General features: G+C 50.2%; 22 protein-coding genes. 13 read left to right on the top strand and 9 right to left on the bottom strand.

Annotated elements, in window-relative coordinates; translation table 11 throughout:
* Positions 1-18: 18 nt before the first annotated feature.
* The 5 genes from trpD (at position 19) to NXT09_RS03255 (ending at position 5,522) form a co-directional block, all read left to right on the top strand.
* Entirely contained in the window at positions 19-1,017 is a 999-nt protein-coding gene (gene trpD, locus NXT09_RS03275; RefSeq protein WP_268578843.1) for an anthranilate phosphoribosyltransferase, read from the top strand.
* Positions 1,018-1,024: 7 nt separating this feature from the next.
* Entirely contained in the window at positions 1,025-2,392 is a 1,368-nt protein-coding gene (gene trpCF, locus NXT09_RS03270; protein ID WP_268578842.1) for a bifunctional indole-3-glycerol-phosphate synthase TrpC/phosphoribosylanthranilate isomerase TrpF, read from the top strand.
* Positions 2,393-2,405: 13 nt separating this feature from the next.
* The gene (trpB, locus tag NXT09_RS03265; RefSeq protein ID WP_268578897.1) at positions 2,406-3,599 is read left to right on the top strand and encodes a tryptophan synthase subunit beta; all 1,194 of its coding nucleotides are present in this window, start codon (positions 2,406-2,408) and stop codon (positions 3,597-3,599) included.
* Entirely contained in the window at positions 3,599-4,405 is an 807-nt protein-coding gene (gene trpA / locus NXT09_RS03260; RefSeq protein ID WP_039500924.1) for a tryptophan synthase subunit alpha, read from the top strand. The genes trpB and trpA overlap by 1 nt, the downstream gene beginning before the upstream one ends.
* 385 nt (positions 4,406-4,790) lie before the next feature.
* Positions 4,791-5,522, top strand: a complete 732-nt coding sequence (locus NXT09_RS03255) for an oligogalacturonate-specific porin KdgM family protein (RefSeq protein WP_240585308.1) — start codon at positions 4,791-4,793, stop codon at positions 5,520-5,522.
* Between the two features lie 210 nt (positions 5,523-5,732).
* Here the strand turns inward: NXT09_RS03255 and ompW are convergent, their stop codons facing one another.
* Positions 5,733-6,365, bottom strand: coding sequence for an outer membrane protein OmpW (gene ompW, locus NXT09_RS03250; RefSeq protein ID WP_268578841.1), 633 nt, complete (start codon positions 6,363-6,365; stop codon positions 5,733-5,735).
* Between the two features lie 350 nt (positions 6,366-6,715).
* Here ompW and NXT09_RS03245 point away from each other — a divergent pair, with 350 nt between their 5' ends.
* From NXT09_RS03245 to yciA, 3 genes are all read left to right on the top strand, one after another.
* A complete protein-coding gene (locus NXT09_RS03245) occupies positions 6,716-7,468 on the top strand; it encodes a YciC family protein (protein ID WP_268578840.1) in 753 nt (250 codons plus the stop codon).
* Positions 7,469-7,667: 199 nt separating this feature from the next.
* A complete protein-coding gene (locus tag NXT09_RS03240) occupies positions 7,668-8,237 on the top strand; it encodes a septation protein A (protein ID WP_268578839.1) in 570 nt (189 codons plus the stop codon).
* A 19-nt stretch (positions 8,238-8,256) separates the two neighbouring features.
* Entirely contained in the window at positions 8,257-8,679 is a 423-nt protein-coding gene (yciA, locus tag NXT09_RS03235) for an acyl-CoA thioester hydrolase YciA (protein ID WP_010275288.1), read from the top strand.
* Between the two features lie 125 nt (positions 8,680-8,804).
* Here the strand turns inward: yciA and tonB are convergent, their stop codons facing one another.
* The gene (tonB, locus tag NXT09_RS03230) at positions 8,805-9,557 is read right to left on the bottom strand and encodes a TonB system transport protein TonB (protein WP_268578838.1); all 753 of its coding nucleotides are present in this window, start codon (positions 9,555-9,557) and stop codon (positions 8,805-8,807) included.
* Between the two features lie 266 nt (positions 9,558-9,823).
* On the opposite strand from tonB, the gene NXT09_RS03225 reads away from it, so the two are divergent.
* On the top strand, positions 9,824-10,120 hold the full coding sequence (locus tag NXT09_RS03225; protein WP_205550537.1) for a YciI family protein: 297 nt from the start codon (positions 9,824-9,826) through the stop codon (positions 10,118-10,120).
* A 321-nt stretch (positions 10,121-10,441) separates the two neighbouring features.
* On the top strand, positions 10,442-12,115 hold the full coding sequence (locus NXT09_RS03220; RefSeq protein WP_268578837.1) for a Tar ligand binding domain-containing protein: 1,674 nt from the start codon (positions 10,442-10,444) through the stop codon (positions 12,113-12,115).
* A gap of 86 nt (positions 12,116-12,201) precedes the next feature.
* Here NXT09_RS03220 and NXT09_RS03215 read toward each other — a convergent pair whose 3' ends face one another.
* Positions 12,202-12,378 carry a YciY family protein gene (locus NXT09_RS03215; RefSeq protein ID WP_085996914.1) on the bottom strand — a complete coding sequence of 59 codons (177 nt, stop codon included), beginning with the start codon at positions 12,376-12,378 and terminating at the stop codon, positions 12,202-12,204.
* A gap of 315 nt (positions 12,379-12,693) precedes the next feature.
* On the opposite strand from NXT09_RS03215, the gene cls reads away from it, so the two are divergent.
* Positions 12,694-14,154: a cardiolipin synthase gene (gene cls, locus NXT09_RS03210; RefSeq protein ID WP_010275301.1), complete on the top strand. Its 1,461-nt coding sequence runs from the start codon at positions 12,694-12,696 to the stop codon at positions 14,152-14,154.
* 55 nt (positions 14,155-14,209) lie between these two features.
* Positions 14,210-14,533 (top strand): HI1450 family dsDNA-mimic protein, encoded by a 324-nt coding sequence (locus NXT09_RS03205; RefSeq protein WP_010275303.1) that lies wholly within the window; start codon positions 14,210-14,212, stop codon positions 14,531-14,533.
* A gap of 71 nt (positions 14,534-14,604) precedes the next feature.
* Here the strand turns inward: NXT09_RS03205 and oppF are convergent, their stop codons facing one another.
* The 6 genes from oppF to oppA (NXT09_RS03175) form a co-directional block, all read right to left on the bottom strand.
* Positions 14,605-15,639 carry a murein tripeptide/oligopeptide ABC transporter ATP binding protein OppF gene (gene oppF / locus NXT09_RS03200; protein ID WP_205550540.1) on the bottom strand — a complete coding sequence of 345 codons (1,035 nt, stop codon included), beginning with the start codon at positions 15,637-15,639 and terminating at the stop codon, positions 14,605-14,607.
* Positions 15,636-16,631, bottom strand: coding sequence for an ABC transporter ATP-binding protein (locus NXT09_RS03195; RefSeq protein ID WP_205550542.1), 996 nt, complete (start codon positions 16,629-16,631; stop codon positions 15,636-15,638). Before NXT09_RS03195 ends, oppF begins: the two co-directional genes overlap by 4 nt.
* Before the next feature lie 11 nt (positions 16,632-16,642).
* Complete coding sequence (oppC, locus tag NXT09_RS03190) at positions 16,643-17,551, bottom strand: oligopeptide ABC transporter permease OppC (protein WP_014915337.1); 909 nt, start codon at positions 17,549-17,551, stop codon at positions 16,643-16,645.
* Positions 17,552-17,562: 11 nt separating this feature from the next.
* A complete protein-coding gene (gene oppB / locus NXT09_RS03185) occupies positions 17,563-18,483 on the bottom strand; it encodes an oligopeptide ABC transporter permease OppB (RefSeq protein ID WP_205592806.1) in 921 nt (306 codons plus the stop codon).
* A gap of 53 nt (positions 18,484-18,536) precedes the next feature.
* Positions 18,537-20,174 (bottom strand): oligopeptide ABC transporter substrate-binding protein OppA, encoded by a 1,638-nt coding sequence (gene oppA, locus NXT09_RS03180; protein WP_010295222.1) that lies wholly within the window; start codon positions 20,172-20,174, stop codon positions 18,537-18,539.
* 191 nt (positions 20,175-20,365) lie between these two features.
* A complete protein-coding gene (gene oppA / locus NXT09_RS03175) occupies positions 20,366-22,036 on the bottom strand; it encodes an oligopeptide ABC transporter substrate-binding protein OppA (RefSeq protein ID WP_268578836.1) in 1,671 nt (556 codons plus the stop codon).
* Between the two features lie 1,007 nt (positions 22,037-23,043).
* On the opposite strand from oppA (NXT09_RS03175), the gene adhE reads away from it, so the two are divergent.
* Positions 23,044-25,719, top strand: coding sequence for a bifunctional acetaldehyde-CoA/alcohol dehydrogenase (gene adhE, locus NXT09_RS03170; protein WP_268578835.1), 2,676 nt, complete (start codon positions 23,044-23,046; stop codon positions 25,717-25,719).
* Positions 25,720-25,864: the final 145 nt, after the last annotated feature.

Below are 25,864 nucleotides of genomic sequence, written 5' to 3'. Positions count from 1 at the left end.
GCTCAGGATGTCATGACCATGCAACACATATTGGAAAAATTATACGGCGCGAACCCTATCAGCCGTCAGGAAAGTCAGGCGCTGTTTGGTGCCATTATTCGCGGTGAACTGGAAGCCAGCCAGTTGGCAGCGGCGTTGATTAGTATGAAAGTGCGCGGCGAACATCCCGATGAGATCGCTGGTGCGGCCACGGCTCTGCTGGCCGATGCGCAGCCGTTCCCACGCCCTGACTATTTATTTGCCGATATCGTCGGTACAGGCGGTGACGGAACCAACAGCATCAACATTTCGACGGCCAGTGCCTTCGTTGCCGCCAGCTGTGGTCTGAAAATCGCCAAGCACGGTAACCGCAGCGTCTCCAGCCGTTCCGGTTCCTCTGACTTACTCTCCGCTTTCGGCATTAAGCTGGATATGAGCGCGCAGGATTCCCGTAAGGCGCTGGACGACCTGGGCGTGTGTTTCCTGTTTGCTCCGCAATACCATCTGGGCTTCCGTCATGCCATGCCGGTACGTCAGCAGCTCAAAACGCGCACCGTCTTCAACGTGCTGGGGCCGTTGGTTAACCCCGCTCGCCCACCGCTGGCGCTGATTGGCGTGTATAGCCCCGAATTGGTTCGCCCTATCGCCGAAACGCTGAAGGTGCTGGGCTACCAGCGTGCCGCAGTTGTACACGGTGGCGGAATGGATGAAGTCGCGATCCATGCGCCAACGCAGGTTGCCGAGTTGAACAATGGCGAGATCGAAACCTACGAACTGACGCACCGCGATTTCGGGCTGGATGCGTATCCGCTGTCGGCATTACAAGGCGGTACGCCAGAAGAAAATCGTGACATTCTCGCGTCACTGCTACAAGGTAAAGGTGAACGCGCGCACGCCGCGGCGGTTGCCGCCAACGTTGCGCTGCTCCTGAGATTATTCGGACAAGAAGATCTGCGCCAAAATGCGCAACAGGCGCTTGAAGTCATTCATAGTGGACAGGCTTATCAGCGCGTTATCGCCCTGTCCGCCAGAGGATAATGGAACCATGCAGGAAACCGTATTACATAAAATTGTGCGTGATAAAGCGCTTTGGGTTGCGGAACGAGAAAAAGTACAGCCGCTGGCCTCTTTTCAGCATGAGATCGTTCCCAGCCAGCGCGACTTTTATCAGGCGCTGAAACAAGATAAGCCCGCCTTCATTCTTGAATGCAAAAAGGCTTCACCGTCGAAGGGATTGATTCGCGATGATTTCGACCCAGTAGCAATAGCTCAGGTCTATAAAGATTACGCGTCTGCTATTTCCGTTTTGACTGACGAAAAGTATTTCCAGGGCGATTTTGCCTTTCTGCCGCAGGTTAGCGCAGCAGTACATCAACCGGTTTTGTGCAAAGACTTTATTATTTCGCCTTATCAGATCTATCTGGCTCGCTACTATCAGGCCGATGCCATTCTGCTGATGCTGTCCGTGCTGGACGACGAGCAGTATCAGCAACTGGCCGAGGTGGCGCACAGCCTGAAGCTGGGCGTGTTGACAGAAGTCAGTAATGAAGAAGAGTTGGTCCGGGCGATTCAGCTCGAAGCACGCGTCGTTGGGATCAACAACCGCGACCTGCGCGATCTCTCGATTGACCTCGACCGTACCCGGACGCTTGCACCGCGTCTGCCTGCTGGCGTCACCGTGATCAGTGAATCCGGTATCAACTGCCAGGCACAGATTCGTGAACTCAGCGCCTTTGCTCAGGGCTTCCTGATCGGCAGTTCACTGATGTCTGAGCCGGATCTGAACGGCGCAGTACGCCGCGTTATCCTAGGCGAGAACAAAGTCTGCGGCCTGACGCGCGCAGTTGATGCACAGGCCGCCTATCAAGCGGGTGCACTCTACGGCGGTTTAATCTTCGTCGCCAGTTCTCCACGCTATGTTGACGCCAAACAAGCCGCCGACGTTATGACAGGTGCCCCACTGCGCTATGTCGGTGTTTTCCGCAATGCGCCCGTCGAACACATTGTTGCCATCACAACGCAGTTAGGGCTAGCGGCCGTTCAACTCCACGGTGATGAAGATCAACAGACCATCGACCGACTACGTCAGCAATTACCAGCGACCTGCCAGATTTGGAAAGCACTGAGCATCGCGGATGTGCTGCCTGAACGTAATCTCACCCATGTCGATCGCTACGTGTTTGACAACGGTCAGGGCGGCAGCGGGAAAACCTTCAACTGGTCGCTGCTGGCGAATCAGTCATTGAATAACGTGCTGTTGGCCGGTGGCCTGAATAGCGATAACTGCGCACTGGCGGCACAGCAAGGTTGCGCAGGACTGGATTTCAATTCCGGGGTAGAAAGCGAACCGGGAAAAAAAGACTCACATAAAATTGCTGCGGTTTTTGCGACATTACGTCAGCCGCAGCACTAAAACAGACGGGAAAATTATGACATTACTCAACCCTTACTTCGGTGAATTCGGCGGACAGTTTGTTCCGCAGATCCTCATCCCGGCGTTACGCCAGCTGGAAGAGGCTTTCGTCAGTGCACAAAAAGATCCTGAATTTCAGGCCGAATTTACCGATCTGCTGAAAAACTACGCGGGTCGCCCGACAGCGTTAACCCTGTGTAAAAACCTGACTGCTGGGACGAAAACCAAGCTGTACCTGAAACGTGAAGATCTGCTGCACGGCGGCGCGCACAAAACCAATCAGGTACTCGGACAAGCTCTGCTGGCTAAACGCATGGGTAAAAGTGAAATCATCGCTGAAACCGGTGCGGGCCAACACGGCGTCGCAACGGCGCTGGCTTGTGCCCTGCTTGGCCTGAAATGCCGCGTCTATATGGGTGCCAAAGACGTGGAGCGCCAGTCGCCGAACGTATTCCGCATGCGTTTGATGGGTGCAGAAGTGATTCCGGTTCACAGCGGTTCTTCCACGCTGAAAGATGCCTGCAACGAAGCACTACGTGACTGGTCCGGCAGCTATGAAACGGCACACTATCTGCTGGGAACGGCCGCAGGCCCGCATCCTTATCCAACTATCGTGCGCGAGTTTCAACGTATGATTGGTGAGGAAACCAAAGCGCAGATTCTGGAAAAAGAAGGTCGCTTGCCGGATGCGGTACTGGCCTGTGTTGGCGGTGGATCTAATGCGATTGGGATGTTCGCTGATTTCATCGACGATACTAGCGTCCGTCTGATCGGCATTGAACCAGGCGGCTTGGGCATTGAATCCGGACAACACGGCGCACCGTTAAAACACGGTCGCCTCGGTATCTATTTCGGTATGAAGTCTCCAATGATGCAAACGTCCGACGGGCAAATTGAAGAATCTTACTCGATTTCTGCCGGACTGGATTTCCCATCCGTAGGGCCGCAGCACGCCTATCTGAACAGCATTGGCCGTGCCGACTATGTCTCGATTACCGATGATGAAGCGCTGGATGCTTTCAAAGCACTCTGCCGCGGTGAAGGGATTATTCCCGCGCTGGAATCCTCCCACGCGCTGGCGCACGCCTTGAAGATGATTAAAGCGGAACCGGAGAAAGAGCAACTGCTGGTGGTCAACCTGTCCGGCCGTGGTGATAAAGACATCTTTACCGTGCACGATATTTTGAAAGATCGGGGAGAAATCTAATGGAACGCTATCAACAGTTATTTAACCGCCTGTCAGAGAAAAAGGAAGGCGCGTTCGTTCCGTTTGTTACGCTGGGCGATCCCTCTCCCGAGCAGTCCCTGAAAATTATCGACACGCTGATTGCGGCCGGTGCCGATGCGTTGGAGCTGGGCGTGCCCTTCTCTGACCCGTTGGCGGATGGCCCAACCATCCAGGATGCCAACCTGCGCGCCTTTGCGGCAGGTGTCACACCAGACCAATGCTTCGAAATGCTGGCAGCTATACGTCAAAAATACCCGGAAATCCCGATTGGCCTGCTGATGTATGCCAATCTGGTCTTCAGCAACGGTATTGATGAATTTTATCAGCGCTGTGCGCAAGTTGGCGTCGATTCAGTTTTGGTAGCAGATGTGCCAGTGGTGGAGTCTGCGCCTTTCCGTGCGGCTGCCCTGCGACACGGCATTGCCCCCATTTTTATCTGTCCGCCTAATGCTGACGATGAACTGCTGCGCGAGATCGCCTCTTATGGACGTGGCTATACCTATTTAGTGTCGCGCGCAGGTGTTACTGGGGCAGAAAAGCGCGCGCAACTGCCGCTGAATCATCTGGTTGCCAAACTGAACGCGTATCATGCCGCCCCGCCGTTACAAGGATTTGGCATTTCCGATCCTGCCCAAGTGCGGGAAACGTTAGCCTCAGGTGCAGCGGGTGCCATTTCTGGCTCCGCGATCGTACGGATTATCGAAAAAAATCTGAACCAGCCCGACGTCATGCTGTCTGAATTACACGCCTTTGTAAGTGAAATGAAAGCCGCTACGCGTTCATAACACGTTTCAGGTGCGCGATTTGTGCTTCACACAAGTCCTATCGCGCGCCGAATAATGTTTCAAATTATTTCTTATTTAATTAACGCGAAACATCTTCAATTATTATTTAGTTTCCACTTCATTATAATTGTAAGAAATGTTTTCAAATTGAAATAATTATTTAATTCCGCATCAACAAAATAAATTAATTACCCCTTAATTTTTAAACCGCATAAATCCCACTAATAAAATACGAAGAAAATCACAGAACTGAGATCATTTAAAATTTTCTCTTTTTAACGATCTTGTTCACATTACTGTAAGAAATAATAAATAGAATGGAACCGCTGAACAAAAGTGGCAGCGCGTTTTTAAATAATAATTCTCTTTGACTTGGGATAATAAAATGAAAGTTAAAATATTGACGATGGTGGTAACCTCCTTAATCAGCTTAAGCTCCATGGCTGTGACGATTGACTATCGTCATGAAATGCAAGATACGGCAAAGAACGATCATAAAGATCGCCTGCTGATGTCCCACCGTTTTGACAACGGTTTTGGCCTGTCACTGGAAGGCAAATGGGGTCAATCCAAAAACGATACCACCCCAAACAAACCGTATAACGAAACGGTCAGCAACGGTACAGAAGTTACCGCCAGCTATCAGTACAAATTCGATAAAACTTTTGGACTGGAAACCGGCCTAAACATGGTTACCACTTCAGACGACAACAACTACCGTCCTTACATCAAAGGCACGGCCAACATTACCGATTCCTTATACTATGGTCTGCGCTATCGTGCATCTTACCTGCGTAAAAGTAACAACATCGGTAATACCAACACAGCTGCGAACCCTACCGATATTAAAGGCTACACCATCACCAGTACGCTGGGTTATAAACTGCCTGCAAACTTTGTGGTTGAATACGAATTTGAATACGACAAGAAGACCAAAGCTGGTGCTCCTGGTTACATTGCCGACAACGACAACTATGGCCTGACTCACAACGTTAAATTAGCGTACAAATACGACAAAAACTGGACGCCTTATGCTGAAGTCGGCAACGTTGTTGGTAGCAAAAACACTGACGAGCGTCAAACTCGCTACCGTGTTGGTGTGCAATACAATTTCTAATGGCTAACGCCATCTAGATAATTGCTGTAATAAAAATAGCGTTCTCTTTATTGGTTTGTTATTTCCTGTCTATAAAAACGGCGACGTTATTCACGTCGCCGTTTTTTATGGCGTGCCATCCCTGGCCGCCCCCTTACCGGCCGTTGCTAATGCAACGTTAAAAATTTCTCCCGGAAATTTTTTATTCTTCACATCAAACTAAATTAACAATCAGAAGCGATAGCCTACGCCAAACATAAAGGCCCAGGGATCAAGTTTAGTATGGATACTTTGCTGATCGTTACCGGCTTTAAATTTCACATCGGTATCAATGTCCATCCACCACACGGACATATTAAGCAGCCAGTTTTTATCCAGGTTGTAATCCAACCCTGCCTGCGCAGCAAGGCCCCAGGAATTCTTCAGGCTCAAATCGCTCAACCCTGCCCCTTTCCCCGTGTCATTAAATTTCTCATCGAAAAACAAGGTGTAATTCAGGCCAACGCCTAAATAGGGACGTAATTTATCTTGAGTATCACCAAAATAGTACTGCGCGACCAGCGAAGGCGGCAGGTGTTTAACTTCCGCAATAGTCCCCGTTGCCGGTGTTCCGACTTTATGTTTGAACGGCGTGGCGGCAAGTAATTCAACCCCAATATTGTCCGTCATCATGTAGCTAAACGTCAGACCCAGTTGAGTATTGTTACTAACCTGAAACTCACCTAAACCCAGTACATTGTCCGAGCTTTCAGCAGGCCGTACGGTTGTTGAACCTGCCCGAACAATGAAATCACCCGCTTGATGAGCCTGTGCCAATGCAGGCATGAGCGCCGCTGCCAACAATAAGAAAGATGTCTTTTTCATTACCCACTCCATTTATAGGGTTTAAATTTCGAGCGAAATATACCCCTAAGTAGGTATTCTTGTTTTAAGCCAGATCACATCTTTTAAAGATTTTACGCCCAAATTGAACTGAATCATTTATCGCCAACTCATTAAAAATCATGAAATTGATCTAGATCAATAATGATGTAAGAGCATCAAATACACCACAGACGGCGATAAGCGCCACGATGAGTAGCCATGCCACACTAACCTCATAGTGAGGGGAAAAGCAGCATTGCATCGTTGACGGGGTGCCACAGCGCGAATTAACAGGTTACAATTGGGAGTTAAGTTCTCTCTGTCGATTTATCTTTTTTCAAGGAGCCTGCATGCCTATCACGGCTAACACGTTGTACCGTGACACGATGAATTTCACCCGCAACCAGTTCATCAGCATCTTAATGATGTCACTGTTGACGGCATTCATTACTGTCATACTGAATCATGCACTATCGCCTTCTGGAGACGAGTTACAGATTCTGAGCAGTTCCAGCAGCGATCTGTCATCTTCTGTCGAAGCTGGCTTGATGGATATGATTCAGCAGATGACGCCGGAACAACAAACCGTGTTACTGAAAATGTCGGCAGCAGGCACCTTTGCTGCGTTAGTGGGCAATGCGCTGCTGACGGGCGGGGTTCTGATGCTGATCCAGCTGGTTTCTGACGGACAGCGCACCAGTGCACTGCGAGCCATTGGTGCCTCTGCACCCTTTTTACTGCGTCTGCTTATCCTGATCCTGCTGTGTACCCTGCTCATCCAGCTTGGCATGATGCTTCTGGTCATTCCTGGCGTGCTGCTGGCTATTGCGCTGAGTTTGTCACCCGTAATTGTCGTCACGGAAAAAAGCGGGATTTTCAATGCCATTAAAGTGAGTACCAAGCTGGCTTACGGCAACCTGCGTGCAACCGCGCCTGCCATCGTGATGTGGTTACTGGCTAAAATCGCTATTTTGCTGATCGTGTCGAAGTTACCGATTTCCTCACCGACCGTGCTCAGCGTGGTTCTGAATGGCTTGGGCAACCTGATCTCCGCGATCCTGCTCATTTATCTGTTCCGCCTTTATATGCTGCTGCGCGCTTAATTACCGCCCTTTGCCTATGCCATCGCTCTGGTGGCATAGGTTCCGCCAGATCTCCGTTCGCTATCTACCCAATCGTAATTTTCTGCAAATTATTACAATATCTCGGGAATGGTGTTCCACAATAAAGGATAATGGCATGAGCTATCGGATAACTCTCGCGGGTTATGATTACGACACTGTTGAGTGATGGATTGACATAATGAAGCAACTTCTTGATTTTATACCGTTGGTCGTTTTTTTTGCGGCCTATAAACTTTATGACATCTATATCGCATCGGGTGCACTGATTGCGGCAACGGCGCTGTCACTCGTGATCACCTGGGTGATGTATCGTAAAATAGAGAAAATGACGCTGGTCACCTTTGCCATGGTCGTCGTTTTCGGTTCGCTTACGCTGGTGTTCCATAACGATCTGTTTATCAAGTGGAAAGTTACCATCATCTACGCCTTGTTCGCCATTGCGCTGCTGGTTAGCCAGTTTGTGATGAAACAGACCCTGATTCAGAAAATGCTGGGTAAAGAGTTAACCTTGCCGCAGCCCGTCTGGGGGAAACTGAATTTCGCCTGGGCTATGTTCTTTCTGGTGTGTGGACTGGTTAACATCTATATTGCTTTCTGGTTACCGCAAAACGTTTGGGTTAATTTCAAAGTCTTTGGTCTGACCGGTGTGACGCTGCTGTTTACGCTGATTTGTGGCGTTTATATCTATCGTCACTTGCCTAACGATCAGGAAAAGTCAGAAGAAGAAAAAAGCGAGCAACAGCAATAGCCAAAGCGAGATAGACACAATGAGCACACAAAACGTGTTACCACAGGGCGAACTGGTTCTCCGCACGCTGGCAATGCCAGCCGATACCAATGCGAACGGGGATATTTTTGGCGGCTGGCTGATGTCGCAAATGGACATCGGCGGCGCGATTTTGGCGAAAGAAATTGCCGAGGGACGTGTCGTTACCGTACGGGTTGATGGGATGTCGTTCTTAAAACCTGTCGCCGTCGGCGATGTGGTTTGCTGCTATGCACGTTGTTTACGTACTGGCCGCAGCTCTATCAACGTCAACGTTGAAGTGTGGGTGAAGAAAGTCTCCTCTGAGCCGATTGGTCAGCGCTATCGGGCTACCGAAGCGTTATTCACCTACGTCGCCGTAGACGAAGAAGGCCATCCGCGTGAGCTGCCAGCAGGTAAAAGCAACTTCACGCCAAGCGAATAACATCTGGCATCAGACTAAAAACTCGCTGACGTAAGTATCTACATTATTACCAGATATAAAGGCATAACGAAAACGGGGCGCTATCTACACAGAGGCGCCCCGTTTCTTTTTCATATTGGCGTGAATTATTCGACTGCCGCCCCACCGTCAATTTTAAAGACGATGGTCACAACCAAGTCTTTGCCCGGTTTACCCGCTTCATAACGCCATTTACGCATGGCCTGCTTGATATCACGCTCGAACATATTGCGTGGCTCAGCAGAAAGCACGCGCACGTTGTCAACACGTCCAGACTCGTCCACATCAAACTGCATTTTTACCCGCCCTTCAACGCGCAGAGAAAACGCGCGAGCCGGATACTGAGGCTGTGCGCGGCTCAACGGACGTGGCCCGCTTGACTGCGTGCTTGCTGCGGGTGCCGGTGCCTGCTTCACAGGCGCGTTAGTCACATTGCGCGTTGGCTCTGTGCTGGTAAACGGCGAAGGCGGCTGTTTTTCAACGGTCGGTTCACGTTTAACCGGCTTCGGTTGCTCAACCTTCTTCACCGGCTTAGGCTCCGGTTTAGGTTTCGGCGGCTTGGGCTTTGGCTCAGGTAATGGCATAGGAACCGGCTGCGGCACTGGCTCCGGTTCTGGCTCAGGCTCAGGTTCTGGCTGCTTAACCGGCTCTGGCTCCGGGGCAGATTTAGCAGCAGGTGCCGCTTCATAGGCCGCGGGGTTCACCATCACAACGCTGATGGGCTTAGATTCCTGCGGTAATTCGATTGAATTATTAAATGATGCGTACAGCAAACCTGCAATCAGTGAACCGTGAAAACCGACTGAAAGTATGAATGGCCATGAGTAACGGCGGGTCAAAAAAAACTTTTTTTGCGGCATAGTCTGTCTTTATCCTCTTATGCCGCCCAAGTTTAAATGCAAATAGCAATCATATTCAATAACAACCCGTGGAATTGTTAAAAAAACAGAAATCGTGGGGGGATTACTCTGGCAAATCAACCTATTGTCCTCGTACTATTGTCTTCAAACAACATCACGTATGATGATAGAAACTCGTTTCTCTTACCCGATAGCGTTTGACCGCTGGGGTTCTCAAACCCGGCACCCCAAACGATAAAGGGTACCTTCCCACCTGTGAGGTCGCTATGCTCTATGTCATTTATGCTGAAGATAATGTTGATTCATTAGCAAAACGCCTGTCGGTCAGACCGGACCATCTTGCCCGTTTACAGGCATTGCGCGATCAGGGTCGACTGATTACCGCGGGCCCTTTGCCTGCTATCGACAGCGAAGATCCCGGTCAGGCTGGCTTTAGCGGCTCCGTGATTATCGCCGAATTCACATCGCTGGATGAGGCAACGACATGGGCTAACGCCGACCCTTACATTGCTGCGGGCGTCTATAAACACGTCAGCGTGAAGCCATTCAAGAAAGTGTTTTAAGGGTCATACTCTAAATAATTCGAGTTTCAGGACAAACGTTAACGTTTGAACAACGCAAAGCGTTGGCCCGTTAGGGCAAGGTTTATTTATAAACCTTGTAACGCGGCAAGAGAAGGAATCCCGATGAGCTTACTTGAGTAAGTGATTCGGGTGACTGAACGCAGTCAACGCACATGCAACTTGAAGTATGACGAGTAATTGATACAGGTCATGGTTGTACTAGAAAATCATGGCCCTTTTCGCCCCCGCCAAAAGCTGAAATATTTTAGTCATTTAACAGTGATAATTTGACCGCTATTCATTTATAGAGGGTCAGCAATCATGTTAATGCCTGCGATTTTGCGAAACGGAGTTGCTACTATCCGCCGCCGTCATCGCCTCAGTATTCTCTCCGGATTGTTATTGATCATTGGGTTATTTTCTTTATTGCAATTGGTTTCCGTCGGCGTCATTTCTCAAACGATGACGCAGGTTCGGCAGGATATTTCCGCTAACGAGAGCCTTCGCCAGCAACAAGCCTTAATGGATAAAGCACGGATGGAAGTGATGAATGCCAGCGACAAGCTCAATCGAGCGGGCATTTATTTGTTGGTAGACAAAGAAACGGGGTCTGAGGGTAGCTGGCACAGCCTGATGGATGAAGCGGAAGTGTCTCTAAAACAGGCGCAGGAGCATTACCAACTACTGGGGACGGTCACAACGGCTGAAGCAGACACCGCGGCTTTTATCGATTTGAAAAAGAGCTACAGTCAGCTTTATTCCGGGCTTGTCGAGCTGGCCGAGGGCATAAAGACCACTAATCAGATCGATATTTTCTTTGCCGTTCCGGTACAGGCTTACCAAAGCGATTTTACCCAGAAGTATTCACACTATCTGCAAGATACCGATGCGCTGCAAAAGCAGCATGGCCAACAATTTTTATCCTCACTCGATAACGCAAAAACGATTTTCATTACGGTTCTTGGCCTCTTGCTGGCAATTGCCATCGCCGTGTGGATTGGCGTGAGTCGGATCATTATTCGTCCGCTGACGCACATTATTGCCCACTTAAAACTGATCGCCGCGGGTGACCTTTCGCATGCGGTCAATACAAAGACGCGCGGTACACGCGAAATTGAACAGCTTAATACCAGCGTCATTCAAATGCAGGAAGGTCTGGTGAACCTGGTCAATCAGGTTCGTCAGGGCGTTGACCATATGGTGACGCAGGTCGATCGGGTCGCGGCAGATAACCATCGGCTTTCCGAACAGGCAAATCGCCAATCCCACGAGCTCAAAGTCACCACAGAACATATTATTCAGCTTAGCCAGCATCTGGAACAAAATACCCAGCATACCCAACAGGCTAATTTGCACGCGGAAGATACCAGCAAGATCGCTGCTCAGGGTGAAACAATGATGAATGACGTCAAGGTGGCGATGTCAGACATAGCAGGCAGAACGCGTGAGATGACAGAAGCCATTGGGATGATAGAGAACGTGGCGTTTCAGACGCACATTTTGTCGTTGAACGCCGCCATTGAAGCCGCACGAGCTGGAACGATGGGACGCGGCTTTGCCGTTGTCGCGCGGGAAGTCGGCACGCTGGCGTCGCAAAGCAGCCATTCTGCACAAAGTATTAATGTGCTGATTCGTGATTCCGATAACAGCGTCACCGCCGGAACACGACTGGTGAACAAACTGAATGACAGCCTGCAACACATCATTCAGACCGCGAAAGGCACGGGCACGTTTCTGAGCGAGATTTCGGAGATATCGCACCAGCAGAACGAAAGCATCCATGAAGTCACCGCCCGGCTCAGCACGCTGAACGACACCGTCAGGGAAAATGCGGGACAGGTTGAAGCCTCCGCACACACCTTCGCCTCATTGCTGGAGCAAACGGAACGCTTAAATACGTCAGTATCGCTGTTTATTCTCCCCTCGCCGGAAGATGACATTAACCTGATGATTGATCAGAGTGAAATGGCACAGCGCATTCCAATCATGGGATAAGTCGATGAGGGAAAAAACCTGCGTGTGGTAAACCGTGTGATAAAAAAATAGCGACCAAACCTCGGGTCGCTATTTTCCTCACTGGCTTACCAGTCGTAGGTTACCGCATAGAGCAATGCACGTCGTTGCTGCTTTTGTTGCAGATAACGGGCAGAGCGAATATGACGATACGTACGTGATTGAGCCTCCAACCAGCGACTTCTTCTACGCTGGACCTGACGTAACATCCGCCAGCGACCCACTTCATTCCGACTGCGTTTCATTATGCGACTCTTGTTAATACACTCGCGCTGGGCATTATACCCCCCTAATACACGGCGACAATCAGTGAATCCCTTTCTCAACTATTATCTTCTTACTCATAACTTTTATTCCCTAAATAATTCGAGTTGCAGGAAGGCGGCAAGAGAAGGAATCCCGATGAGCTTACTCAAGTAAGTGATTCGGGTGACTGAACGTAGCCAACGCACATGCAGCTTGAAGTATGACGGGGATATTCAGAGGAAAGGCATTTCCCCTTTTATAAATCTATGCGTACACTTTGTTAATTCTTTGCAGAAGGGAACTGTGCTGCTTTTATGTCGACATTTTATACCGTAATAAGTTGGTTACTGGTTTTTAGCTACTGGTTGCTGATTGCAGGTGTGACCCTGCGTATTTTGATGAAACGTCGGGCGGTGCCTTCTGCGATGGCTTGGCTGCTGGTGATTTATATTCTGCCACTTGTCGGTATTGTCGCTTATCTTTCGTTTGGCGAGCTCCATCTCGGCAAACGCCGAGCCGAACGTGCCAGCAAAATGTGGCCATCAACGGCAAAATGGCTGCGAGAATTAAAAGAATATCGCCGTATTTTCGCGACGGAAAACAGCGAAGTCGCCAGCGCGTTATTTCAGCTGTGTGAGAGACGGCAAGGGGTTGGCGGCGTAAAAGGCAATCAGTTGCAGTTGATGACCACGTTTGATGACACCATTAAAGCGCTATTGCGTGATATTGAACTCGCACGCAGCAACATCGAAATGGTGTTCTACATCTGGCAACCCGGCGGCCTGGTTGAGCAAGTCTCCTCTTCTCTTATCGCCGCCGCACGACGCGGGGTACACTGCCGTATTCTGCTAGACTCTGCCGGCAGCGTACAATTTTTCCGCCAGCATCACCCCGAACTGATGCGCACCGCCGGGATCGAAGTGGTCGAAGCCCTGAAAGTCAATCTGTTCCGTGCGTTCCTTCGCCGTATGGATTTGCGGCAGCACCGTAAAATCATCCTGATCGACAACCGTATCGCCTATACCGGCAGCATGAATATGGTCGATCCCCGTTTATTCAAACAAGATGCCGGCGTTGGGCAATGGATCGACCTGATGGCACGTATTGAAGGCCCGGTGGCGACCACGCTGGGGATTATTTACTGCTGCGACTGGGAAATGGAGACCGGCAAGCGTCTGCTTCCGCCACCGCCGGACGTTAACGTTATGCCATTCGAGCAGGAGAGCGGCCATACCATTCAGGTTATTGCCTCCGGCCCCGGTTACCCGGAAGAAATGATTCATCAGGCGCTGCTGACATCCGTCTATTCGGCACGTAAGCAGTTGATCATGACGACGCCCTACTTCGTGCCCAGCGACGATTTGCTGCACGCCATCTGCACCGCCGCTCAGCGCGGGGTCGATGTCAGCATTATTGTTCCCCACAAGAATGACTCCGTGCTGGTCGGCTGGGCCAGTCGCGCGTTCTTCACGGAACTGCTGGCCGCTGGCGTAAAAATTTATCAGTTCAAGGACGGACTGCTGCACACCAAAAGCGTACTGGTTGATGGACAGCTCAGCCTGGTCGGCACGGTGAATCTGGATATGCGCAGTCTGTGGCTGAATTTTGAAATTACGCTGGTGATTGACGACGCCGGGTTCGGCAGCGATTTAGCCTGCGTACAGGAAGATTATATCGCCCGTTCACGCCTGTTAAACGCGACGCAGTGGCAAAACCGCCCTTACTGGCAACGTATCGTCGAGCGGCTGTTCTACTTTTTCAGCCCCCTGCTATAAATACGCGTTTTCCCGTGTTCTAATAAGGCTATTGGGAATTAACAGGAATGACGTTATGGATTTGAATAATCGCCTGACCGAAGACGAAGCATTGGAACAGGCCTACGATATCTTTTTGGAACTCGCGGCTGATAATCTCGATCCGGCAGATATTCTGCTGTTCAACCTGCAATTTGAAGAGCGCGGTGGTGCAGAGTTATTCGACCCTGCTGAAGACTGGGCTGAACACGTTGATTTCGACCTAAATCCTGACTTTTTTGCCGAAGTCGTCATTGGGCTGGCTGAAGAAGACGGTGAAGAGATCACGGATATTTTTGCCCGCGTGCTGATTTGCCGGGAAAAAGACCACAAACTTTGCCACATTTTGTGGAAAGAATAATTTTTCTTGCTTAAACGTAAGGCGTCTCCCACAGGAGACGCCTTTTTTACATCAGTAGCCGATAAAACGGATTACTGCGATTCAGCTTCTGCCACCGGTAACAGCGCCTGCGGATCGACCTTCAAACACGAAACCGCGTGCGTAAAGCTCCCTTCCAGCAATGGCCGGGTTTTCGAACACTCAGGGCCGACAATCGGACAACGCGTGCAGAACACACAGCCCGATGGTGGGTTGATCGGTGAAGGCAAATCCCCTTCCAGCAGCTGTATCTTCTTGTTTCGCTCCTGATCGGGATCGGGAATCGGCACAGCAGACATCAGCGCACGCGTATACGGGTGCTGTGGGTTTTGGTAGACCTGATCGTACGTTCCCAGCTCTACAGCATGACCCAGATACATCACCAGCACGCGGTCGGAAATGTGCTTCACAACCGATAGGTCATGGGCGATAAAAATCAGCGACAGGCGCATTTCACGCTGTAACTGGCGCAGCAGGTTAACCACCTGTGCCTGAATCGACACGTCCAGCGCGGAAACTGGTTCGTCACAGATAATCAGCTTCGGCTCCAGAATCAACGCACGCGCGATGCCGATACGCTGACACTGCCCGCCAGAGAACTCATGCGGATAGCGGTTGATCAGGTTCGGCAACAGCCCAACCTTCAGCATCATCGCTTTCACACGATCTTTCACCGTCTGTCGATCCAGCTCTGGATGATAAACCTTTAACGGCTCGGCAATAATCTCGCCGATGGTCATACGCGGGTTCAGCGATGCCAGTGGATCCTGGAATATCATCTGAATGTCACTCCGCGCGGCGCGCCATTCATCGGCGCTCATCCCCAGTAGATCTTTTCCCAGCCAGGTGACGCGTCCGTCGGTCGCTTTTACCAGCCCGATAATGGCACGCGCCAGCGTAGACTTACCGCAGCCGGATTCCCCCACCACGCCCAGCGTTTCGCCTTCATATAAACGCAGCGTCACACCATCGACCGCTTTCAGTTTTTTCGGTGGCTGCCAGAACCACTGCTTATCATCTCTGACATCAAAGTGGACTTTCAACTCGTCCACTTCTAACAACACCTTCTTCTCGTCCGCGTTGTTCATACCACCTCCTCAATCGCTCTAAAGCAGGCGCGCAAGCGGCCATCACCAAAAGATTCCAGCGCCGGTGCGCTATGGCAGACATCCATCGCGTACGGGCAGCGTGGTTGGAACGGACACCCTTTCGGCAAACGTAATAAGTTAGGCGGATTACCCGGAATGGTCGCCAGCACGTCATCTTCCGCATCCAGACGCGGCACGGCATTGAGCAGACCAACGGAATACGGGTGGCTCGGATGATAAAAGACATCGCGTGCAACGCCGTATTCCATCGTGCGCCCGGCGTACATCACCAGCACTTTGTCACAAATACCGGCAACAACCCCCAGGTCATGGGTAATCATGATGATGGCGGTATTAAACTCGCGCTTCAGCTCGTTCAGCAACGTCATAATCTGCGCCTGAACCGTCACATCCAGTGCGGTTGTCGGTTCATCGGCAATCAGCAGCTTCGGACGGCACAGCAGCGCCATTGCGATCATCACGCGCTGACGCATTCCGCCGGAAAACTCATGCGGATACATCTTCATACGCTTGCGCGCTTCCGGCATTTTGACTGCATCCAGCATTTTGACTGATTCTTCAAACGCTTCGCTTTTGCTCAGGTGTTTGTGCAACATCAGCACTTCCATCAGCTGTTCGCCGACGCGCATGTAAGGGTTCAGCGACGTCATCGGATCCTGGAAGATCATACTGATTTCTTCAGCACGCAGCTTATTCAGTTGGCTTTCAGGCAAATTGAGAATTTCTTTGCCACGAAAACGTGCCGAGCCGCCGATACGACCATTGCGAGCCAGCAGCCCCATCAACGCAAACGCCGTTTGTGATTTACCAGAGCCGGACTCACCGACAATCCCCAGCGTTTCACCAGCGTTAAGCGTGAAGTTCAGGTCGTTAACGGCCGTCACGTCGCCATCCTGCGTTTTGAACGTTACCCGGAGATCCTGAACATGTAGCAGCGCGTCGTGCGCGCCAGTTAACTCAATCTTGCTCATGTCGATATTCCTCAGCGATCTTTCGGGTCGAGGGCATCACGCAGGCCATCGCCGATAAAGTTAAAACAAAACAGCGTGACAACCAGAAACGCCGCCGGATAGAACAGTAACCACGGCGATACTTCCATCGAGTTCGCACCATCATTCAGCAAGGCGCCCCAGCTGCTTAACGGTTCCTGCGTTCCCAGACCCAGGAAGCTCAGGAAGGATTCGAACAGGATCATACTTGGCACCAGCAGAGAGGCGTAAACGACCACCACGCCCAGCACGTTAGGCACAATGTGGCGCAACACGATACCGCGCGTGGACACACCGGAAACCATCGCCGCTTCAATAAACTCTTTACGTTTCAGGCTCAGCGTCTGGCCACGCACGATACGCGCCATATCCAGCCAGGACACCATGCCGATAGCCACGAAAATCAGCAGCATGTTCTGCCCGAAGAACGTCACCAGCAGAATAACGAAGAACATGAACGGGAATGAGTTGAGGATTTCCAGCAGACGCATCATCACCGAATCCACTTTCCCGCCCAGATAACCCGACATCGCGCCGTACAGCGTTCCGACGATCACCGCAACCAGCGCCGCTGCGACGCCAACCATCAGCGAGACGCGGCCCCCAATAGCAACACGAACCAGCAGATCACGGCCGGAGGAATCCGTACCAAAATAGTGTCCAGACGTCATATCCGGCGCAGCTGACATCATTCCCCAGTCCGTATCCGCATAGTCAAATGCAGACAGCATCGGGGCGAAGATCACGAACACGGTAATCACGGCCAACACAAGCAGACTGGCCAGCGCCGCACGGTTGTGGATAAAGCGCAGACGCGCATCCTGCCACAAACTGCGCCCTTCAATCTCAGCCTGCTCGGTGAAGTTCTCTAACGCTTCAACGTTTTTTCGATTCCAAAACATAACGCCCCCAATTAATAGCGAATTTTCGGATCGATAACAGCGTAGAGCACGTCAATGATCGCATTAAATAAAATAGTTAAGCCGCCGACCAGAATCGTCAGGCTCAGTACCAGTGAATAGTCGCGGTTCAGTGCACCGTTTACGAACAGTTGCCCAATACCGGGTAAACCAAAAATGGTTTCAATCACCATCGAACCGGTAATAATCCCCACAAATGCCGGCCCCATATAAGAGAGCACAGGCAGCAGCGCAGGCTTTAACGCATGGCGCAGGACGATGCGGCGCATCGGCAGGCCTTTGGCGCGCGCGGTGCGAATAAAGTTAGAGTGTAAAACCTCGATCATCGATCCTCGGGTAATACGCGCGATGCTGGCGATATAAGACAAAGACAGTGCCACCATCGGTAAGATCATGTATTTGGGTGCCCCACCGTTCCACCCACCGCCGGGTAGCCACCGCAGCGTAATGGCGAAAATCAGCACCAGCAACGGCGCAACAACAAAGCTGGGTATCACCACCCCCGTCATGGCAAAGCCCATCACGGTATAGTCCCATTTCGTATTCTGATTCAGCGCGGCGATCACGCCGGCACTCACACCAAAAACAACAGCCAGAATGAATGCCGCAGCCCCCAGTTTTGCAGAAACAGGGAAAGACGTCGCGACCAGATCGTTCACGGAATAGTCTTTGTATTTAAAAGAAGGACCGAAATCACCCTGCACCAATTGCAGCAAGTAGTTGCCGTACTGCGTCATAATGGGGTCATTCAGATGGTATTTGGCTTCAATATTCGCCATCACTTCCGGCGGTAAATTACGCTCACCGGTAAAAGGGCTACCGGGTGCCAATCGCATCATGAAAAACGAGATGGTGATCAGGATGAATAGTGTCGGAATCGCCTCTAAGCAGCGGCGAAGAATAAATTTTAACATTGCTCGTACCTATAAAAGGCTGGCAGCACAACCGCGTGCGCCAGCCATTATTATTAGTGCTTGATGATATAAAGATCTTTCACGTAAACATTATCCTGCGGATCGTTACCCGTTAATCCACCAACATAAGGTTTCACCAGTCGGGTATTCGCATAGTAATAGACCGGTATGGTGACAGCGTCTTTATCCAGCTGCGATTCCGCCTGCTGGTAAACCGCAGCGCGCTCCTCATCGGTTTTCACCTGCAAGGATTTCGCCACCAGTGCATCAAACTCTTTGCTCTTATAGTGCGAGGTGTTACTGCTGCTGTCTGACAGCATGCTGTTCAGGAAGGTTGAAGGTTCGTTATAGTCTGCACACCATCCGGCGCGAGCAACATCATAGGTTCCCTGATGACGCGTGCTGAGGAAGGTTTTCCATTCCTGGTTTTCCAGCTTAACGTCCACACCGATATTCTGTTTCCAGATAGAAGCCGCTGCGATCGCCATTTTCTTGTGCAGATCGGAGGTGTTATACAGCAGGTTCAGCGTCAGCGGTTTGTCTGCGGTATAGCCCGCTTCCGCCAGCAGTTTTTTCGCTTCTTCATTACGTTTCGCCTGTGGCCAGGTGAACCACTCTGGAACTGACGCTTTCAGGCCATCGATATATGGTGGAACAAAGCCATAGGCAGGAATATCGCCCTGATTTTTAACCTTGTTGGTCAGAATATCCTGGCTCAGACCCAGACGCAGCGCGGTACGGACTCGTACATCGTTAAATGGCGGCTTCTGGTTGTTAACTTCGTAGTAATAGGTACACAGGTACGGGTTAACCTTCACTTCATCCGGGATTTCTTTCTTCAGCTTTTGGAAGAGTTCGATTGGCAGGTTGTTGTACGTCATGTCGATCTCACCGCTGCGGTAGCGGTTAACGTCCGTCACTTCAGACGCAATCGGCAGATACGTCACCTGATTAATCACAGTGTGGGCGTTATCCCAATATTGCGGGTTACGCTCCAGCACCATTTTTTCGTTTACGACCCAGCTTTTCAGCTTGTAGGCACCGTTGCCGACCCAGTTTTGCGGCTGCGTCCATTTTTCACCGAATTTTTCAACGACGGCTTTATTGATTGGGGACATCGCGACGTAAACAGGCAGCTTATAGAAGTAAGGCACCGCTTCGGAAAGCGTCACCTCAAAGGTATGATCGTCGATCGCTTTCACGCCCAGCGTATCCGGGGATTTCTTGCCGGCGATGATGTCATCGATATTCAGCAGATGACCATATTGCAGATAGCTGGCGTAAGGCGATGCCGTTTTTGGATCGGCCAGACGCTGCCAGCTATAGACGAAATCTTGTGCGGTAACCGGCTCACCGTTGGACCACTTTGCATCTTTACGCAGGTGGAATGTCCACACTTTAAAATCTTTGTTATCCCAGCTTTCTGCTACGCCGGGACTGGTTTTGCCGTTAACGTCGGAAATAACCAATCCTTCCAGCAGATCGCGCGACACGTTGGATTCCGGTACGCCTTCGATTTTATGCGGGTCAAGGGAGGAAACTTCAGCACCGTTGTTACGGACCAATTCCTGTTTTTCTGCTAACTGAACGCCTGCGGGAACGGTCGCGGCGAAGGCAGAAACAGCCATCGTGCTACTTAATGCCGCGATAATAGCGGCAGCTACTCTTTTTTTAGTTGTGATGTGTGTCATTATTTTCTCCTGTAATGTTGTCGTGTTAGTTATCCCAGCACGATTCCTGAATTAGAGCCCGGTGAGAAAACGATTAATCGATTCGACTCACGACCCATTCCCACATGGCAGGAATGGGTAACCAGAGATTAAACACCAAATTAATCACTGCTTGCTCACTTCATTTGCATCAAACCGTAAATAACCGCGGATTAATGCTTAATGATATAGAGATCCTTCACCCGTATATTATCCAACGGGTCCTTGCCGGTGATGCCACCGACATAAGGTTTTATCAGTCTAGCGTTCGCGTAATAATAGACCGGCACAATCGCGGCATCTTTATCCAACTGCGATTCTGCCTGCTGATAAACTTGCGCACGCTCATCGTCCGTTTTCGCCTGAACCGCCTGCTCCATCAGCTTGTCGAACGCCGCACTTTTATAATGCGCGGTGTTGTTGCTACTGTCTGACAGCATGCTGTTCAGGAAGGATGTCGGTTCATTATAGTCCGCACACCATCCGGCACGCGCAACGTCATAATTGCCTTGATGACGCGTGCTGAGATAGGTTTTCCATTCCTGGTTTTCCAGCTTCACGTCAACACCCAGATTCTGTCTCCAGATCGATGCCGCCGCGATCGCCATCTTTTTATGCAAATCTGACGAGTTATAGAGCAAATTAAATGTCAGCGGTTTCTCTGCGGTATAGCCCGCTTCCGCCAGCAATTTTTTCGCTTCTTCATTACGTTTCGCCTGTGGCCAGGTAAACCACTCTGGCGTATGCGCTTTCAAGCCGTCCGTAAACGGAGGAATATAGCCATAGGCAGGAATATCGCCCTGATTTTTCACTTTATTGGTCAATATGTCTTGATCAAGCCCCATGCGCAGAGCCGTACGTACCCGGACATCGTTAAATGGCGGTTTCTGATTATTGATTTCGTAATAATACGTACAGAGGTAGGGATTGACGTTAACTTCTTGTGGGATTTCTTTTTTTAGCTTCTGAAATAGCTCAATGGGCAATTTATTATTGGTGACATCAATCTCACCCGCACGGTAGCGGTTAACATCCGTCACTTCAGAAGCAATCGGCAGATAGGTGACCTGATTAATCACGGTCTTGGCGTTATCCCAATATTGGGTATTACGCTCTAGTACAAGCCGCTCATTCACGACCCAGGATTTCAGGCGGTAGGCGCCATTCCCAACCCAGTTTTCCGGCTGGGTCCATTTATCACCAAATTTCTCCACCACCGCTTTATTTACCGGGGACAGGGACGAGTGATTCAGTAGTTTATAAAAGTAAGGGATCGGCTCGCTTAATGTAACTTCCAGCGTATGGTCGTCGAGGGCTTTTACGCCCAGCGTATCGGGAGATTTTTTGCTAGCGATAATGTCATCGATATTCAGCAGATGACCATATTGTAGATAGCTGGCGTAAGGAGAAACGGTTTTCGGATCGGCCAAACGCTGCCAGCTATAAACGAAATCTTGCGCGGTAACCGGTTCGCCATTGGACCACTTGGCGTCTTTACGTAAATGGAACGTCCAGACTTTAAAGTCGCTGCTTTCCCACCGGTCAGCAACGCCAGGAATCGGGTGTCCATCTGGATCGGAAATCACCAGCCCTTCATATAAATCGCGCGCGACGTTGGATTCCGGCACACCTTCTATTTTATGCGGATCCAGTGATGACACCTCAGCGCCATTGTTTCTCACCAGAATCTGCTCTTTCGCCAGCTCAACACCGGCAGGTACAGTAGCAGCCTGAACATTCACACATGACGCCATCACTGCTGCGGCAATCATACTGGTAACAAAGCATCGTTTTGTTTTGCGAGTTTTCACTTTATAAACGCCCCTGTCTTGATACAACGCCATACCGGACTCTACGCGTAAAAATCGCCGTCACATAGAGCAGAAAAGATCGCCCATTATCCAAATAAATCATAAAATTAATTTATGGGTGAATAACGAATAGCAGGTCGACACTCGAAGCTATCAAAAGCAGACACATTCGCCAATATTTTTACATTGATGTTGCTTAATTTTCTTTACTACAGCCCAGTAAACGTTTTATTTCAATCATTCAACACAACCATTAACCCCATGATAAACAATGTTTTTTCTATTTATTTGCAGATATTTTTTAAATATTCAGCAATTTATATATTTTGAACAAAAAAACATCGTAGTGGGTTTTATCATTTTCACAGCACAAAAATGATGATGCACGCTTACCTGTCTGCGTCATTATCTGACTGGAATGTTATTATTTTAACAACTCAGTTACTCATCTTGCACGATAATAGCACGCGATTTCCTTACAGTAGGCTGCGCGTAAAATAACTAACTCGATTAAGATATAAGCGTCGTTTATACGAATACGTTTTATACGAACAGGTCATTCTCGTTATGTGCACAACGTCGTGCCCGGAATGTCCCCCTAACAATGTCCCACTCCGATACCCCCCATTCCTTACAATCCCTTTTAGGTAGAAAAACCTCTAATTGTGTCCGGTTAATGATAGTCATTATCAACATCAAGCTGCTGAATGGTGTCAGCTTAAAGAAAATTCGATATTGATCACAAAAAAGGCACCCACAAATAGGTATGCTCATTTCATACCATAACGGACGCGCAGATCGTCTTAATTTTGACGTAATTTCAAAACAATATTTCAAAAATCCATGATATCGACGGTTACAGTATTTTAAAAAGCAACAATCGCGCCACAACGGTGGCTGACAAGCTCTTTGAGTCAATTAATGCGAAATAGGCAGAAAAGAATAGCCAGGTAACGAAAACGCCTCCCGCTCGTTTATCTATACTGTTCTATCCGGCGAACAATTGACTGAAAGAGTTTAACATTTATCAGGAGAGCATTATGGCCGTAACCAACGTTGCTGAACTTAACGCATTGGTCGAAAGAGTGAAAAAGGCACAGCAGGAATTTGCCACTTACACTCAGGAACAAGTGGACAAAATCTTCCGTGCTGCCGCACTCGCTGCATCAGATGCCCGTATCCCGCTGGCAAAAATGGCAGTTGCCGAATCTGGCATGGGGATCGTGGAAGACAAAGTCATCAAAAACCACTTTGCATCCGAGTACATTTATAACGCCTATCAGGATGAAAAAACCTGCGGCATCCTCTCTACTGATGACACTTTTGGTACCATTACGATTGCCGAGCCGATTGGCCTGATTTGCGGCATTGTTCCCACCACCAACCCCACTTCTACCGCAATTTTTAAAGCGTTGATCAGCCTGAAGACTCGTAACGGGATTATCTTCTCCCCCCATCCACGTGCAAAAAATGCGACCAATAAAGCTGCTGACATTGTTCTGCAAGCGGCAATTGCGGCAGGGGCACCGAAAGACATCATCGGTTGGATCGATCAGCCTTCTGTCGACCTGTCCAACCAGCTAATGCATCACCCAGATATCAACCTGATTCTGGCAACTGGCGGTCCGGGCATGGTGAAAGCCGCATACAGCTCCGGTAAACCGGCAATCGGTGTAGGCGCTGGTAACACGCCGGTTGTCGTTGACGAAACCGCAGATATCAAACGTGCCGTAGCGTCTATTCTGATGTCGAAAACCTTCGATAACGGCGTAATTTGTGCGTCAGAACAGTCCGTCATCGTGGTAGACAGCGTCTATGATGCCGTGCGCGAACGTTTTGCCACCCACGGCGGCTACATGCTGAAAGGCAAAGAACTGCATGCCGTACAGGGTATTCTGCTGAAAAACGGTTCACTGAACGCAGACATCGTGGGCCAGCCTGCACCGAAGATCGCAGAAATGGCGGGTATCACTGTCCCTGCGAATACCAAAGTGCTGATTGGTGAAGTGACGGCCGTCGATGAATCCGAACCGTTTGCCCATGAAAAACTGTCTCCGACGCTGGCGATGTACCGTGCGAAAGACTTCAACGATGCCGTAATTAAAGCGGAAAAACTGGTCGCAATGGGTGGCATCGGTCACACATCCTGCCTGTATACCGATCAGGACAATCAGCCAGAGCGCGTGAATCATTTCGGCAATATGATGAAAACCGCGCGTATCCTGATTAACACCCCTGCTTCTCAGGGCGGTATCGGCGATCTCTACAACTTCAAACTCGCTCCGTCTCTGACGCTGGGCTGTGGCTCCTGGGGCGGAAACTCCATCTCCGAAAACGTCGGTCCGAAGCACTTGATCAACAAGAAAACGGTAGCCAAGCGAGCTGAGAATATGTTGTGGCATAAACTTCCTAAATCCATTTATTTCCGTCGCGGCTCACTGCCAATCGCACTGGAAGAAGTCGCTTCCGATGGTGCAAAACGTGCATTTATCGTGACCGACCGCTTCTTGTTCAATAATGGTTATGTCGATCAGGTGACGTCTGTACTGAAACAGCATGGACTAGAAACCGAAGTGTTCTTCGAAGTTGAAGCTGACCCGACGCTGAGCATCGTGCGTAAAGGCGCAGAGCAAATGCATTCCTTCAAACCGGATGTAATTCTTGCGCTGGGTGGCGGTTCTCCAATGGATGCCGCGAAGATAATGTGGGTAATGTATGAGCACCCGACGACGCATTTCGAAGAGCTGGCGCTGCGCTTTATGGATATCCGTAAACGTATCTACAAGTTCCCGAAAATGGGCGTCAAAGCCAAAATGGTGGCGATTACCACCACATCCGGTACCGGTTCCGAAGTGACGCCGTTCGCCGTAGTGACCGACGATGCCACCGGGCAGAAATATCCGTTAGCGGACTACGCGCTGACGCCAGATATGGCGATTGTTGATGCCAATTTGGTGATGAATATGCCGAAATCGCTGTGTGCTTTTGGCGGACTCGATGCAGTAACCCACTCGCTGGAAGCCTATGTTTCCGTGCTGGCAAACGAATATTCAGATGGACAGGCGTTACAAGCGCTGAAACTGCTGAAGGAAAACCTGCCAGACAGCTACCGCGACGGCGCGAAAAACCCGGTTGCCCGTGAGCGTGTTCATAATGCCGCGACGATTGCAGGGATTGCGTTTGCCAACGCCTTCCTCGGCGTCTGTCACTCCATGGCGCATAAACTGGGCTCGGAGTTCCATATTCCGCACGGTCTGGCTAACGCCCTGCTGATCTCAAACGTGATTCGCTATAACGCGAACGACAACCCGACCAAGCAGACGACGTTCAGCCAGTATGACCGTCCACAGGCTCGCCGTCGTTACGCGGAAATCGCCGATCACCTGCGTTTGACGGCACCAAGCGATCGTACCGCGCAGAAAATCGAGAAATTGCTGAACTGGCTGGAAGAAATGAAGACCGAGCTGGGGATCCCAACGTCCATTCGTGAGGCTGGCGTACAGGAAGCCGATTTCCTGGCTAAGGTCGATAAACTGTCAGAAGATGCGTTCGACGATCAGTGTACTGGCGCTAACCCGCGTTACCCGCTGATTTCCGAACTGAAACAGATTCTGCTGGATACTTACTACGGTCGTAAGTTCTCTGAAGAAGAAAAAACGGAAGCGGTTGAGCCTGTAGCAAAAGCCGCTAAAACCGGCAAGAAAGCCGCACACTAACGTTCTTGCTGTACCGCCTTAGCCTAACGGCGGTTTATCTTTCAACGATGCCCAACCCTTTTAAGGTTGGGCATTTTTATTACTCGTACTCAGCATAGACACGCATCAATACACCGTTTATTAATCGCCCTGTCTGCCGGATATT

The organism is Pectobacterium jejuense (genome assembly GCF_026800125.1).
GTDB classification, from domain to species: Bacteria; Pseudomonadota; Gammaproteobacteria; order Enterobacterales; family Enterobacteriaceae; genus Pectobacterium; species Pectobacterium jejuense.
The sequence above is the reverse complement of the archived record's forward strand: the minus strand, read 5'-3'. Positions and strand labels throughout refer to the sequence as shown.